Below are 15,479 nucleotides of genomic sequence, written 5' to 3' on the forward strand. Positions count from 1 at the left end.
TACAATGAAGTTTATATTTTCTACTTGCTTACTGTTATTACAGGCCTGGGCGTTAGGTCAGAATATATCTCCCGTAGATTATGTGAATCCTTTAATGGGAACGCAGTCCAAGCCTTCCTTATCCAACGGAAATACCTATCCGGCAGTCGGACTTCCCTGGGGAATGAATATCTGGACACCGCAGACCGGTAAAATGGGTGACGGATGGGCTTATACCTACGATGCTGATAAAATAAAAGGATTTAAACAAACGCATCAGCCTTCTCCCTGGATGAATGACTACGGCGCATTTGCCATCATGCCGGGAGTAGGAAAAGTGAAATTTAAAGAAGACGAAAGAGCGAGCTGGTTCATTCACAAAGCTGAGGTTACAACTCCTTATTTCTACAGTGTATACCTTGCGGACATCAATGTCACTACAGAATTTACACCTACAGAAAGAGCTTCCTACTTTAAATTTGATTTTCCAAAAACAGACAGTGCTTACATCGTCGTAGATGCTTTGAACAAAGGTTCTTACATCAGGATTTTACCTAAAGAAAGAAAAATTATTGGGTATACCACAAAATATTCTACCGGGAAATATGATAATTTTAAAAACTATTTCGTCGTTCAGTTTGATAAAGATTTTGAACTCACAAAAACCTGGAAAGATGATAAACTGGTTAATGACCAATTAGAAATTACCAGCGATCATACAGGAGCTGTCGTAGGTTTTAAACTTAAAAATAAAGAAACGGTTTATGCAAAAGTTGCCTCTTCATTCATCAGCTTTGAACAGGCAGAACTGAATCTTAAAAGAGAAATCGGAACGAGAAACTTTGAACAGGTAAAAACCGAGGCTAAAAATATCTGGAACAAAACATTAGGAAAAATAGAAGTAAAAGGAGGAACAGATCAGCAGATGAGAACCTTTTATTCGTCTCTGTACAGAACATTATTTTTCCCCCAGAAATTATATGAAGTAGATGCTCAGAATAAAATAAAACATTGGAGCCCTTACAATGGTAAAATTGTTGACGGAAGAATGTTTGCAGGTACCGGATTCTGGGACACGTTCCGCGCTTTGTACCCTTTCCTGAACCTTGTTTACCCAAGCATCAATGTAGAAATGCAGGAAGGATTGGCTAATGCTTACAAAGAAGGCGGATTCTTACCGGAGTGGAGCAGCCCGGGATATTCTGATATTATGATCGGAAACAATTCTGCATCCGTTGTAGCAGATGCTTATATCAAAGGACTTCGCGGATATGATACGGAAGCGCTTTGGCAAGCCGTAAAACATGGAGCAAATAACGAAGGACCTATAGAAGCAGTAGGCCGTGCAGGAGTAAAGTATTATAATGAACTGGGTTATGTTCCTTACGATGTAAAAATCAATGAAAATGCAGCCAGAACATTGGAGTATGCGTATGACGACTTTTCAATTTATCAGTTAGGAAAAGCATTGGGGAAACCCGCTTCAGAAATTGATATTTATAAGAAAAGAGCTTATAATTATAAAAATGTCTTCGACAAGGAAACAGGTTTGATGCGTGGTAAAAATAAAGACGGGAACTTCCAGAAACCTTTCAATCCTTTCAAATGGGGTGATGCTTTCACAGAAGGAAACAGCTGGCATTATACATGGTCTGTTTTTCAGGATATTGACGGTCTGGCAGAATTGATGGGTGGAAAAAAGAAATTTGAAGCCAAATTGGATGAGGTATTCTCATTGCCTCCTGTTTTTGATGACAGTTATTATGGAGGTGTGATCCATGAGATCAGAGAAATGCAGATCATGAATATGGGACAGTATGCCCACGGAAACCAGCCTATTCAGCACATGATTTATCTGTATAACTACTCAGGAGCGCCTTACAAAACACAATATTGGGCAAGACAGGTAATGAATAAACTGTATCATGCAACTCCGGATGGATATTGCGGTGACGAAGATAACGGACAGACTTCTGCCTGGTATATCTTCTCAGCCCTTGGATTTTATCCGGTAACACCGGCTACTGATCAATATGTGTTGGGAGCACCATTATTTAAAGAAGCTACCATCCATTTGGAAAATGGTAAGAAAATTGAAATAAAAGCTCCGGAAAATAATGCAGAAAATTTATATGTAAAATCTTTGAATGTAAACCAACAGCCTTACTCCAAAAACTGGGTAAGTCATAAGGAATTGATGAAAGGAGTTGTTTTAGATTTTAAAATGGACAGTAAACCCAACAAAGAAAGAGGATCACAGGAAAAAGATTTCCCATATTCAATGTCAAAAGAAGAATCAAATAAATAATTTTTAAATTAAAAATATAGCTGTATGAGTACAGAAAAAAAAGAAATATTCGATAGAGTAGAGAACATGCTGCAGACACAAGGTTTTAACATTGCAGCAAAAGATGATACAAGACCTTGGGGTGGTTTCTTTGTGATAGATGAAACACAGGCACAGGATTTTGCCAACCAATATTTCGATGGGATTGATGTAGACAACCTAAGAATAGGAGGGAAGCTAAGTCCGAAAATTCTTATCGTAGCTCCAGAAGCAAGATTAAGCTGGCAGTATCACCACAGAAGAGCCGAAATCTGGCAGGTAGTGGAAGGAACGGTAGGCATCAAAAGAAGCAATACCGATGAAGAAGGAGAATTGGGAGAATATGGACCAAAAGACCTGGTGAAGCTTCAGCAGGGAGAAAGACACAGATTAATAGGTCTTGCAGGCTGGGGAATTGTTGCCGAAATCTGGCAGCATACCGATGCATCCAATCCTTCCGACGAAGATGATATCGTAAGAGTACAGGATGACTTTGGGAGATAAATAAAAAATCCGCTTCATTGAAGCGGATTTTTTATTGGTAGGGAAACTTGAAGCTGGAAGAGGGAAGTTTCTGGAGGTGATCAGAAGTTTTTATTCTCCTTCATTATTTATGTATCTATTAGCTGGCAGCAAAAAAATAAACCTTATAAGTCTCAAAGACCTATAAGGTTTTGTTTATTCAGAAAATACCTTCCAGTAATTTGCCTCAAAATAGAACACTACCTAATAGGACTCCCAGCTTCATTCTTCCAGCTTCCCGCTTTTAAAACGTCACATCCAATCCCACATAGAAGTTAGCCTTCATAATCGGAGCGTATACCATTCCTCCGTCAAAATAACTTCCGAAAGGATTTTTAAAATCCACAATCGCATTTTTCTGATAATAAGAAGTAAGGTTTTCACCCCCTACATAAGCTCTGATCTTTTTATTGAAGTTTCTTGAGATCTGAGCATTTAGAACCGCATATGATTCCGAATAGGTTGGCAGTTGAAACTCTGCCGGATTCGTTGAAGTATCAGGAAGTCTTTGCTTTCCAACCCAGTTTAAAGTCGTATCAAAACTCCAGAATCCGCCATTATCATTTTTATTGGTTGAATAAGCCAGGTTCACAAATCCTCTGTGTTTTGCCATAAAAGGAACTTCTCTTCTTCCTCCGATATAATCCGCCTGCACGTCATAATATTTATATGCCAATCTTACTTCAAGGTTTTTTACAGGCATGAAATCCCATTGGGTCTGGAATGAATTGGCAAAAGATTTACCATCAAGATTATAGAATGTAAGCTGTTGAGGAGACTTATCCAAATCTACCAATACCTGATCCTGGAAATCTGTTCTGAAAAAATCAGCGATAATACTTGATTTTCTTCCGAACAATTTGAATTCCTGCTGTAAGCTTGCCCCGTAATTCCATGCAATTTCAGGTTTTAAACCATAAATATTTCCGCCGTTGGGCAAAATATTGATAGCCCTGTTAGAGGCAAAATATTGCTGGCTTTCCGCAAAAACATTCGCCGTTCTGAATCCTCTTCCCGCCGAAAGTCTTAAGATCGTCTGAGGGGTGAAATCATACTTGAAGTTCAATCTTGGCGTAAACTGTGTTCCTGCCAGGTTATGAAAATCTACTCTGGAACCTGCGACTAAAGTATATTTTAAACCTGTTAAAGTATATTCGGCAAAAATACCCGGTACAATTTCATTTCTTCTGATATCATCCATCAAATACGTTTCTTTATAACCGTCATATAAGAAACTTGCACCAGCCTTATACTTGTGGTTGGTATTTCCAATGATGCTTTCAAAGATTAAATTGGAATAATAGGTGTGCTGTTGTCCTGCATAATTTCTCAATCCGAAGAAACTGTCCTGCTGGTGATACACATACTGGTTCATCCATCCGATACTCTGGTAAGGTTTCCCTTTAAAAACATAGCCCGTTTTATTCCAGACCTGGAATCTTGAAATATCGATTCCTACCCCATAAAAAGGCTGTTTGTCCTGCCCAAGTTTTTTATCAAATCCAATCTGTCCTGCAGTTCTTTCATCTCTGATAAAATTAATTCCGAAGTGAGATCCGAATCCTGATTTTTCAAGATCATTATAATTCAATAAATAGGCAGCATTAATCTGCGTTCCTTTCGGTCTGTCCAGAAAACCGTCATGATTCATATCCGTATTTCCGAAAGTTCCGTTTCCGTGAAGAAGAAATGTCTGTGACCATTTATCGTTGATAGGAGAAACATTGGTGATATTTATTTCGGCTCTTCCATTAAAGTCGGAAAAAAGATTCAGTGACGTTTCAGGAGTCTTGGCATTCTTCAGAAGTTCAGTATTGATCTGTCCTGTGATACTTTCATAGCCGTTGGTTACGGTACTTCCTCCTTTGGTAAGCTGAATACTTTCAATCCATCTTCCCGGAATAAAATTTAATCCGTAGGCAGAAGCCAGGCCTCTGATTTCTGGCAGCTGTTCTTTCGTTAAGCTGGTATATTTCTGATCCAAACCAAGCATTTTCAGCTGTTTTGTCCCGGTAACCGCATTACTGAAAGATACATCTACCGTTGCATTGGTTTCAAAACTTTCAGACAGATTACAGCAAGCAGCCTTTAACAACTCTTTTTTATCAATATTAAAAACAAGTCCCGCTTCTTTCTTGCTTAAAGCTGTTGCCGCCTTAGAACCTGTTACAACAACTCCATCGATATTTTTTTCATGCTGGGAGTGATCTTCTTTTGGTGATGAAGTTTCATTGTCTTTATGATCTTCATGTTTCGCTCCTTCTTCGTAATGTACCTTTGGATTAGCTTCACCGAAAGTAAAATCCCTGTCATACAGACAGCATCCCGGAAGTCCGTTGTATACGGCATCAGCGGCCCTATATTTTTCATTATCATGACCGGCATCAGCAATAGCCTTTAAGATCTTATCTGATGAGGTTTTTGAAGAATCAAAATGTAAAGTGACCGTCTGTTTCTCCGCATTCCATTCTGCAGTATCCGCACCCGCATCTTTAGATGCCTTTTCAATTCTGGCTTTACATGAAGCACAATTTCCTCTTACGTAGAACTCGTTTTCTTTCTTAGTGGAAACAGCAGCCCCTGCATGGTGCTCGTGATGGGTTTCTGCCTGTGAAGGCTGTAAGTCTCTATCGTAATGACAGCATCCGGGAAGGCCTTCATACGTTGTGTCAGACGCTTTGAATTTCTCATTATCATGTCCCGCTTCTGCTACCTTTTTCAAAATATCATCAGAAGAAGTCTTGTCTGTTTCTAAGGTTAGTGTCTGAAGATCAATAGAGTAAATAGCTGTTTTGGCGCCTGCTTTTTTAGCAGCACTTTCAATTCTTGTTTTGCACATTTCGCAGTTCCCTTTTACCCTGAACTGACTTTTTGAAAGTGTTTGCGCCGATATAAATTGTGTAAATAGGAATAATGCACCAAGTATTAACCTGGAAATAGATAATTTCATTTTGTTTAAAAGTTTAGATTAATTAAAAACAGTTCACTATAAGACATAATGAACCCCTGAGATTTTAATTAACCTATCTTGGGTGGTTGCCAGATTTCCTTTAAACGGTCTGAAAGATAAGGATCTGCATACTGAAACTGAGGATTCTTATTCGCTTTGTAATAAGACAGTTCCAGACGTAGATTTTTTGAGAAAGGGGTTTCAATAAAAGTGTAACAGGCAATACATGATGAACAGCAGTCATCATTACATGATTTTGTATTATCATTTTTGCTGTCTTTTTTTGAAGAATGATTTTTGCAGCAGTCCATTTTTTGGGAAGACTCTGCCTTACAGCATGTTTCCTGTGCCTCTTGCGCATAGAAATTGTCCTTAGGAACCAGAAAGATTCCCAGGCAAAATACTATTACAAGTAGGTGAAACAGCTTCATATCTGCAAAAATACAAAATTTATGGCAAAGGATCACCAACTTTCAGAGAACAGCTGTGCCATGGTTCACCATGTGCCGGATTTAGTTTTGGTTTTTCACCCATCGCCAGGTTCTGTGCTGCAGGTGCAGGACTTGGAGTCGTTTGCACTACATTTTGTGCCGGTTGTGGAGCAGGTGCAGGTTTGCTGCTTAATGGCTGTCCTACCGGAATATCGCATCGGTGTCCGGGTTGTCCATGTGGAGGATTCATTCCCGGAGCTGTTTTTGCCTGCTTTCCGTTATTGTCCAATGTAATTTTTCCCGGTGATACAGCATTCGGATCAATCTGAACGATATTGTTTCCGTTTGCATTTATATTTTGAGAAACAGGCGTAGCTGTAGCGGGAGCTCCATTCAGAGGCTGTCCTACCGGAATATCGCATCGGTGTCCGGGCTGTCCGTGTGGAGGATTCATTCCCGGAGCTGTTGCCAAAGGAGCAGGAGCAGAACTGGATTGGATGCCTGCCTGATCCATCAGAGCGGTTTTTGAAGTGTTATTCAGGGCTACGTTGGATTGTCCAGCGTTGGCTTCTTCTTTTAAATAAGTAGCTCTTTCATCCTTTTTACAAGATGCAGCTAATAGTGATACGGCGATCAAACCTATAAATGTATTCTTCATATCCATGGGTATGAAACAAAATTAGCAAAACATTTTCAATTGTTTTGCTAATTTTATACTTATAATTTGATTTTTGGATTAATTTTTTACCAAAAGTCTAAATCCTTCTCCGTGTACGTTGATGATTTCTAATCCTTCGTCGTCTTTTAATAGTTTACGAAGCTTGGCAATATATACGTCCATACTTCTTGCTGTAAAGTAATTTTCTTTTTTCCAGATCTTTCTTAAGGCAAGATCTCTCGGCATAAAATCATTTCTGTGAATGCAAAGAAGTTTTAATAATTCATTTTCTTTAGGAGAAAGTTTGTATTCTTTATCACCTACTTTCAGCTGTCTCAGCATAGAATCGAAGAAAATATTGCTGATTTTGAACTGCTCCTGCTCTTCATTTTCCAATGTGGAACTTCTCTGAAGAATTGCTTTTATTTTGTATAAAAGAAGTTCTGTATCAAAAGGTTTTGTAATATAATCATCTGCTCCCAACTGGTATCCTTTCAAAATATCTTCTCTCATATTTCTTGCTGTAAGGAATATGATGGGTGTGTTTTTATCAATCTTTTTTACATCTTCCGCTAATGAAAATCCGTCTTTTTTAGGCATCATTACGTCAAATATGCAGATATCGAATTCATTTTCTGTAAATTCTTTTAATCCCTGCTCTCCGTCAGTGGCAAGAGTTACTTCAAAATTATTGATGGTCAAATAATCTTTAAGCACCGCCCCGAAACTCTGATCGTCCTCTACTAATAATATTCTGTTGCTCATAATTTTAATAATTAATAATTAACAATTAAGAATGAACTTCCTCACTCTATCTTCTATATTTTGATATTTGGTTTAAACTTATAATTGATGAATGATCATTGATAATTGATGTGAAGGAGAAGTTTAATCATTTATCGCTTATCACCTATCGTTTATTTTTCTAGCTCATTGGCAGCTTTATCGTGAACGTACTTCCATTTCCTTTATGAGAGTCTACAATAATCTGTCCTTTGTGCAGTTCTACAATTTTCTTCACGTAAGAAAGGCCTAATCCCTGTCCTTTTACGTTGTGGATATTTCCGGTTTCTTCCCTGAAGAATTTTTCGAAAATTTTGGTTTTATTCTGGGTATCCATTCCCATTCCTTTATCTGAAATTTCAATCACATACCAGTGTCCTTCATTTCTTGTTTCCACGTGTATTTCCGGTGCCTCAGGAGAATATTTGTTGGCATTATCCAGTAAGTTCACCAGCATATTCGAGATGTGGAATTCGTCTATTTTAAAATTATACTGAGTAGCATTGAACTTCTGCGTAAGCGTTCCGTTTCTTTGCTGTACAATCAGATTGAAAGATTCTGTTGTTTTTTTGATCAGTTCCCTTACGTTGGCTTCTTTTAAGAACAGTTCCACTTCATTTCGCTCAAGTTTTGACATATTAAGCACATTTTCCACCTGCTTTTTCATCCTTAAGTTTTCCTGCTTGATCAGTTCGGAGTAGTATTTTACCTTATCCGGATTGGTGGCAATTTTGTCATTAGCCAATGAATCTGTTGCAACAGAAATGGTTGCAAGTGGTGTTTTAAACTCATGGGACATGTTGTTGATGAAGTCTGTCTTTACTTCAGCAAGCTTTTTCTGTCTCATCATATAATTGATGGAAATAATATAAATTCCAAGAATGGTAAGGAGAGAAAGGAATGTTCCCAAAAGCATCGGCCAGTTGTTCATCGCCAGTGAATATTCTTTTTTAGGGAATACCAATGCAAGGCTGTATAAAGTATTTTTCTTATCGGCAAAAAGAGGAAAGCTGTAAGTATTGCTGTCTTTCTTTTCTTTATAAGCCTTATTGGCAATGCTGGTAAGTTTATTATTACGATCCAGAACTCCATATCCGAATTTGGCAGTGATCCCTCGTATTTTAAGTTCTTTGGCAATAACAGAGTCCAATGTTTTCGGATCTACTCTTTTAGTAATAGGAAGGTTATTTCCATATACTTTCACAAACTCTTTCATGGAGTAATCTCCCGTTTCAATCTCCTGATTGATATCTTGCGTTAAAAGTTCGCGATTGGTGGTATCTCTTTTTATTTTATAAGCAGCTTCGTCTGTATACAATGTGGTCAGCTTAATAGAATCTCCTTTTTGAGAAATCGGAAGCTGTGTTTTTTCAATAATATTTTTGGAATAAATAATCTGTCTTTGAGTACCAGAGTCTTCCACTTGCTGAATTGTAGTTAAAGAAGGCTGTTTGCTATTTGCAAGAATATTTTTTCTGAAATCTTTATAATCCTGGTTCAGGTATTTGTCAGCTTCAATTTCTTCAATATTTTTTGAAGTACTTTCCAAAACCGCATACACTTTATTTGAAAAATCCTGTTCCAGTACTCCGTAATAGCCTTTCAACCAATAAAATTGGAGCGTTACAAAGACAATCAGTGAGATCGTCATAAACACTGAAATTATTGGGATGAATTTGTTATTCATTATTTTATTATATAGGTTTTGGAAAAATGAATGTTAAAATTAATTGTTTTAAGAGTACATAAACAAAAAACGAGCCAAAAAATTGTTTTTTTTTTCTTAAAAGAGTGTTTTTTAACAATTATTTATGAATTATCTCTTACTTGTCATATGAAAAGTCCCTTTCAATAAATAAAGTGCTAACTTTATTAAAAATAAATATTTATGGAATCTAATATCATTTTCAACAAAGATTTTGATGCGCCCAGCACGTATGTCATGAAGATTTATAAGGCTGATGTTTCAACCGTGTGGAAGTATTTTACAGAAGCCAGATTATTGGATCAATGGTGGGGACCCAAGCCATGGAAGTGTGAAACGGTAAGTCAGGATTTCAAAGAAGGAGGGATCTGGATGTATACCATGGTAGGACCAAATGGTGAAAAAGGACCAATGTATGCTCAAACTCAATATGGAGAAATTACAGAACACAGAAGTCTTGACTGGATGAGTGCATTCTGTGATGAAAAAGGGAATGTCAACGAAGATTTTCCAAGGTCAAAATGGCTGATTGGCTTTACCGGAGTGGAGGAAGGAACTAAAGTAACGATCAATATCCATTACCATTCTCCTGAAATTATGAGAAAGCTCATGGACATGGGATTTGAAGAAGGATTTAAAATGGGCCTTAATCAATTGGAAGAATTGATTGGATAAATGTGAATATGTAAAAATAATCGGTTATAAAAAAGAGGATTTTCCATTGGAAAACCCTCTTTTATTTATTGACAGGAATTAATTTCCTGCTTCCATCTTCCCGCTTCCCGCTTTTACAAAAGCTCCTCCTCCTGAAAGTATTGGATAATTGCCTTTTTCATCAGCAATGTCTGCTCATTAGGCTTTAATTCCGGAAGTTCTTCCAGGCTTTCAAACTGCGGCCATCCATCTTCATAGTGTGTGAATTTATAATATCCAAAAGGTTCAAGCAATCTGCAGACTGCAATATGAATCAGGTTTACTTTGTCTTCTTTCGTATATTTTTGCTGGCCGCTTCCCAGCTCCTGAAGCCCTATCAGAAATAAAAGGGTTTCAATGGGTGGGTTTTTCTCCGTCTGGAAATTGTCTTCAAAGAATTGTTCTATTTTTTTCCAGTATTCAGCTTCGTTGATCATTCTTTTTGATTTTCTAATTTTAATAAAAATGCGAATTCCAACGCATCTTCCTTCAGAGATTCAAATCTTCCGCTTGCCCCTCCATGTCCGGAGCTCATATCAGTTTTGAAAACTAAAATATTATCGTCAGTTTTTAATTCTCTCAGTTTTGCCGTCCACTTTGCAGGTTCCCAGTATTGCACCTGAGAATCGTGGAATCCTGTAGTGATCAGCATATGAGGGTAGTCTTTAGCTTCTACATTATCGTAAGGAGAGTAGTCTTTCATATAATGATAATATTCCTCGTCATTTGGATTTCCCCATTCATCATATTCTCCAGTTGTCAAAGGAATCGTATCATCCAACATTGTTGTAACAACATCTACAAAAGGTACCTGTGCCACAATTCCGTTGAATAACTGAGGTTCATAATTGACCACAGCACCTACCAACAAACCGCCTGCGCTTCCTCCCATTGCATACATATGCTTTGAGGAAGTATAATTTTCTTTGATCAGATATTTTCCTGCATCAATAAAATCAAAGAATGTATTTTTTTTGAATAACATTTTTCCATCTTCATACCATTCTCTTCCCAAATATTCACCACCACGAATGTGAGCAATAGCATAGATAAAACCTCTGTCCAGGATGGATAGTCTTACATTCGAAAAGCTGGCATCAACAGTATGTCCATAACTTCCGTATCCATACAGAAGAAGAGGAGTGTCAGGTGATTTTTTAGTGTCTTTATGATATACCAGGGAAATAGGAACTTTTGTCTTTCCATCTCTTGAATCTGCCCAGATTCTCTCTGAAATATAATTTTCAGGAGCAAACTTTCCACCCAAAACTTCCTGTTGTTTCAGAAGCTTTGTAGTCTTATCCTTCATGTTATATTCATAGGTGGAGCTTGGTTGTGTAAGAGAGGTGTAACCGTAACGTAAAATCTCTGTATCAAATTCCAGATTAATCCCGATATAGGCTGTATAAGTAGGGTCGGAAAAAGGTAAGTAGTAAGATTCCTGGGTTTTCTCATCAATGATTTTGATCTGAAGCAGTCCTCTTTCTCTTTCTTCCAACACCAGATAATCTTTAAAGATTTCAAAACCTTCCAGTAAAACTTCAGCACGGTGTGGAATGACATCAATCCAGTTTTCCATACTGCAGTTATCAATCTTTGTTTTTACAATCTTGAAATTGATCGCATCATCAGCATTCGTAATGATATAAAACTCATCTTCATAATGCTCTACAGAATATTCAAGATCATCTATTCTTGGCTGGATGACTTTCCATTCTGCAAATACATCATCAGACGGGATAAAGCGGTGTTCATCAGAAATAGTGCTTGAGCTGGCAATGAAAATATACTCTAACGATTTTGTCTTAAATACATTAACATCAAAAGTCTCATCCTCTTCATGGAAAATCAGAACATCATCTGCTGAATCTGTCCCAAGTTGATGTCTGTACACCTGAAATGCACGAAGGCTTTTATCTTTTCTGATGTAAAAAATATGCTTGTTGTCATTTGCCCAGACAGCTTTTCCTGTAGTATTAGGAATGGTGTCCGGCAAAATTTCTCCTGTCTTTAAGTTTTTAAAATTCAGGGTATAAATTCTTCTACCTACATCATCCGAAGAAAAAGAAGCCAGTTGGTTACTTGGGCTTACTGCTACACTTCCTACTTCAAAAAACTCTTTGCCCTCTGCCAGGATATTAACGTCAAGTACAATTTCCTCTTCGTTATCCAGGCTTTTATACTTTCTGCAGAAAATAGGATATTCTTTGCCTTCCTCATAACGCACAATATACCAATACTCATTAAAGAAATAAGGCAGAGATTCATCATCCTTTTTATAGCGGGCTTTCATCTCTTCGAAAAGCTCTTCCTGAAGAGTTTCCGTATCTTTCATAATGAATTCTTCGTAGGCATTTTCCTCCTCAATATATTTGATAACTTCAGGATTTTCCCTTTCATTCAACCAAAAGTAATTATCGGTTCTTTTATCACCGTGTTTTTCTAGTATTTTTTCAATTTTTTTTGCCTGTGGAGCTTTCATCCGGGGTATTTTTATTTTTTTTAATTGAATACAATCTTATACTTTTTCCTCTGAAAGTAAGTAATTTAAGCAAAAACCAATTCAATATTAATTTTTGTTCAAATTTAGGTAAAAAAAAACCATCTTTCCTTTATTGAAAAGATGGTTGATGGTATTTTTATAATTAAAGCCTATTTGTGAAGTGCTTTAATATACTTTTCAAGGGCCATTGTCATAGAAGGAGTTTCCTTCGTAGGTGCCATTAAATCTACTTTTAATCCTGCTTCTTCTGCAGCTGCCAAAGTCGTGTTTCCGAAAACTCCGATCTTGGTTTCATCCTGCTTGAAATCCGGAAAATTCTGTTGTAGCGATTTGATTCCCTGCGGACTGAAGAAAATCAGCATGTCATAATCTTTGACATTGATATCTGTAAGATCGCTGCATACGGTACGGTACATAATTGCTCTTGTCCAGTCTACATTAGATGCATCCATGGTTTTTACAATATCCGGACTCAAAACATCTGAAGATGGCAACAGATATTTTTCAGTTGGAAACTTTTTGAAAAGAGGAAGCAGGTCTGAGAAGTTCTTCTCCCCAAAGCTGATTTTTCTTTTTCTGTACACGATGTGCTTTTGAAGATAGTTGGCAATTGCTTCCGACTGGCAGATGTATCTCATCGTATCCGGAACAGCAAAACGCAATTCCTCTGCTAGTCTGAAGTAATGGTCAATCGCATTTTTACTGGTAAAAATAATACCGGTATACTGCGTCAGATCTATTTTCTGTGTTCTGAGCTCTTTATTGTCAACCCCTTCGACGTGGATAAATGGACGGAAATCAATCTTTATTTTTTCCTTCTTCGCTATATCCAGATATGGAGAAGACTCACTAGGCGCTGGTTGAGAAACCAATATAGACTTTATTCTCATCATTGACTTTTATTAAAAAAATAACAACTTCCAAAGCAATAATAATGGTGCGATTTGGAGGGTGCAAATATACAAAAATTTATAATACCATTTTTCAGGAAGAATCTTGTTCTTGTGAAATAAATAGAAAAATACTTTGAAAATGAATACAAAAGCAAAGAAACCGAAATAATACAGAAACATTTTATTTCTGTCTATCGGGAAGTAATAATGGGCTACACAAAGAATTATTAACAAAAATGAAAGGATGAAATAAAACTTTGTGGAGGTAAAATAAAAAATAGTCCATTTTTTTCCATCCCCAATACTTTGGTAAAATAAAAATCCCAATGCTGACTTTATTAAATAAAAAAGCAGCACTGCCAGCAATGTATATCCAAATTTATTAAGCTGATATCCCAAAAGCTGAAGATCAGCAATGTATTTCGGTACAATAGGAACGTACTGTGAAATTAATACAGATAGGGTAAGTGTCATTACACAGGACGTGATGATCCAGCTGGGAAGGTTGTTGCTTGCATCAAAATATTTCTGAAGCAGAAAATCTTTAAGACTGGCATCTCTTTCTATGACGTTCATCATAAAAACATATAAAAATATACAGCCCACAAGGATAAAGATTACCCAATCATTATTCTCAGGTATTCTTACGTGATTGATGAAGTGTTGTGATGATGGCAAAATTTAATTTTTTTTATTTATTATTTAACTTCAGATAACACAGCCCGGCACAGATTTTCCTGTCACCAGATCCATGAATTTGCAGTTAAAATATTTGCTCTCATCGATTTTACGTATTGTTCAGATCTGTTGAATAAAAGTTTCTGTTTCATCCGCTTAATCCCCGAGAAATATTTTTGCAAAATTATAGATTATTTTGTATAAAATAAAAAGGTTAAATAAACTATCTTTGCAAACTGAAATGAAAAAACTCGTCATCATCCCAACATATAACGAAAAGGAAAATATTGAAAATATTATTTCCGCAGTTTTTGCATTGGAGGACGACTTTCATATCCTGGTAGTAGATGATTCTTCTCCTGATGGAACAGCAGAAATCGTAAAAGAATTGCAGAAAAAGCATCCGCATTATTTACATCTGTCAATAAGACATGTGAAAGATGGGTTGGGAAAGGCATATATTCATGGGTTTAAATGGGCCATTGAAAATAAATATGATTATATTTTTGAGATGGATGCCGATTTTTCACACAATCCTAACGATCTGCCAAAACTTTTTGAAGCATGTAAAAATGCAGATATGGCCATTGGTTCCCGTTACTCAAAAGGAGTGAATGTTGTGAACTGGCCTATGGGAAGAGTGCTGCTTTCTTATTTTGCCTCAAAATATGTAAGGTTTGTATTAGGGCTTCCAATTCATGATACCACTGCAGGATTTGTATGTTTTTCAAGAAAAGTATTGGAAGAAATAGGATTAGATAATGTAAAATTAAAAGGATATGGATTTCAGATTGAAATGAAATTCAGAGCTTTTAAAAAAGGTTTCAGAATTGTAGAAGTACCTATTATATTTACCAACAGAATTTTAGGAGAAAGCAAAATGAATGGAGGAATTATCCATGAAGCTGTTTTTGGAGTGCTGAACTTAAAATGGAAATCAATCATCAACAGATTATAAAACTGATGAAAAAGTTACTCTTTATTTTCGTTTTGTTGGGCTTGTTTTCGTGCGGCGATTATATTGATAAGCCTAAAAATCTGATCGATAAAGATAAGATGGCAGAAATCATTGCTGATCTTGCAATTAACGATCAGGCTATCTTTATCTATCCTGACAAAAATATGGAAGCAGGTACAAGAGCTGTTCTGAAATCACATAAGGTAAAGCCTGATGATTTTGTAGACAGTTTCAAATACTATGTGATTAAAGAAGAAATGGATGGGATCACCAATGATGCTCAGGAAATATTGCTGAAAAAAGATCCCAAAGCAGATAAATATGTAAAGGAGAGACTGAAACAGAATGGTGTTGCAATGCCTGTAGTAAGGTAAAATCAGACTGAAAGTTTCTGTCCCAT

General features: G+C 36.7%; 14 protein-coding genes. 5 read left to right on the top strand and 9 right to left on the bottom strand.

Features of this window, described 5'->3' with window-relative positions:
- The first annotated feature begins 4 nt into the window (after window positions 1-4).
- Window positions 5-2,287 (top strand): GH92 family glycosyl hydrolase, encoded by a 2,283-nt coding sequence (locus J2786_RS15725; protein WP_310025871.1) that lies wholly within the window; start codon window positions 5-7, stop codon window positions 2,285-2,287.
- A gap of 24 nt (window positions 2,288-2,311) precedes the next feature.
- A complete protein-coding gene (locus J2786_RS15730; protein WP_047427140.1) occupies window positions 2,312-2,809 on the top strand; it encodes a cupin domain-containing protein in 498 nt (165 codons plus the stop codon).
- Window positions 2,810-3,071: 262 nt separating this feature from the next.
- On the opposite strand, the gene J2786_RS15735 is transcribed toward J2786_RS15730, so the two are convergent.
- From J2786_RS15735 to J2786_RS15755, 5 genes are all read right to left on the bottom strand, one after another.
- Window positions 3,072-5,777 (bottom strand): TonB-dependent receptor domain-containing protein, encoded by a 2,706-nt coding sequence (locus J2786_RS15735; RefSeq protein WP_047427142.1) that lies wholly within the window; start codon window positions 5,775-5,777, stop codon window positions 3,072-3,074.
- A 68-nt stretch (window positions 5,778-5,845) separates the two neighbouring features.
- Entirely contained in the window at window positions 5,846-6,208 is a 363-nt protein-coding gene (locus tag J2786_RS15740) for a hypothetical protein (protein ID WP_052186763.1), read from the bottom strand.
- Window positions 6,209-6,227: 19 nt separating this feature from the next.
- Window positions 6,228-6,872, bottom strand: coding sequence for a hypothetical protein (locus tag J2786_RS15745; RefSeq protein WP_047427144.1), 645 nt, complete (start codon window positions 6,870-6,872; stop codon window positions 6,228-6,230).
- Between the two features lie 72 nt (window positions 6,873-6,944).
- A complete protein-coding gene (locus tag J2786_RS15750) occupies window positions 6,945-7,631 on the bottom strand; it encodes a response regulator transcription factor (protein WP_002982671.1) in 687 nt (228 codons plus the stop codon).
- Between the two features lie 160 nt (window positions 7,632-7,791).
- Window positions 7,792-9,336 (bottom strand): sensor histidine kinase, encoded by a 1,545-nt coding sequence (locus J2786_RS15755; protein WP_047427146.1) that lies wholly within the window; start codon window positions 9,334-9,336, stop codon window positions 7,792-7,794.
- A gap of 201 nt (window positions 9,337-9,537) precedes the next feature.
- Between J2786_RS15755 and J2786_RS15760 the strand changes: the two genes are divergently transcribed.
- Window positions 9,538-10,029, top strand: coding sequence for an SRPBCC family protein (locus J2786_RS15760; RefSeq protein ID WP_047427148.1), 492 nt, complete (start codon window positions 9,538-9,540; stop codon window positions 10,027-10,029).
- Window positions 10,030-10,142: 113 nt separating this feature from the next.
- On the opposite strand, the gene J2786_RS15765 is transcribed toward J2786_RS15760, so the two are convergent.
- The 4 genes from J2786_RS15765 to J2786_RS15780 form a co-directional block, all read right to left on the bottom strand.
- On the bottom strand, window positions 10,143-10,484 hold the full coding sequence (locus J2786_RS15765) for a hypothetical protein (protein ID WP_047427150.1): 342 nt from the start codon (window positions 10,482-10,484) through the stop codon (window positions 10,143-10,145).
- A complete protein-coding gene (locus J2786_RS15770) occupies window positions 10,481-12,529 on the bottom strand; it encodes a S9 family peptidase (RefSeq protein ID WP_310025881.1) in 2,049 nt (682 codons plus the stop codon). The genes J2786_RS15765 and J2786_RS15770 overlap by 4 nt, the downstream gene beginning before the upstream one ends.
- Before the next feature lie 170 nt (window positions 12,530-12,699).
- Window positions 12,700-13,440 carry a uroporphyrinogen-III synthase gene (locus J2786_RS15775; protein ID WP_034691594.1) on the bottom strand — a complete coding sequence of 247 codons (741 nt, stop codon included), beginning with the start codon at window positions 13,438-13,440 and terminating at the stop codon, window positions 12,700-12,702.
- A gap of 12 nt (window positions 13,441-13,452) precedes the next feature.
- A complete protein-coding gene (locus tag J2786_RS15780) occupies window positions 13,453-14,121 on the bottom strand; it encodes a DUF4271 domain-containing protein (protein WP_082001898.1) in 669 nt (222 codons plus the stop codon).
- Window positions 14,122-14,362: 241 nt separating this feature from the next.
- Between J2786_RS15780 and J2786_RS15785 the strand changes: the two genes are divergently transcribed.
- Together J2786_RS15785 and J2786_RS15790 are read left to right on the top strand one after the other, a co-directional pair.
- Entirely contained in the window at window positions 14,363-15,079 is a 717-nt protein-coding gene (locus J2786_RS15785; protein WP_034691591.1) for a polyprenol monophosphomannose synthase, read from the top strand.
- Window positions 15,080-15,084: 5 nt separating this feature from the next.
- Window positions 15,085-15,453 carry a DUF4296 domain-containing protein gene (locus J2786_RS15790; protein ID WP_310025885.1) on the top strand — a complete coding sequence of 123 codons (369 nt, stop codon included), beginning with the start codon at window positions 15,085-15,087 and terminating at the stop codon, window positions 15,451-15,453.
- Window positions 15,454-15,479: the final 26 nt, after the last annotated feature.

It is taken from the genome of Chryseobacterium vietnamense (assembly GCF_031454475.1).
GTDB classification, from domain to species: domain Bacteria; phylum Bacteroidota; class Bacteroidia; order Flavobacteriales; family Weeksellaceae; genus Chryseobacterium; species Chryseobacterium vietnamense.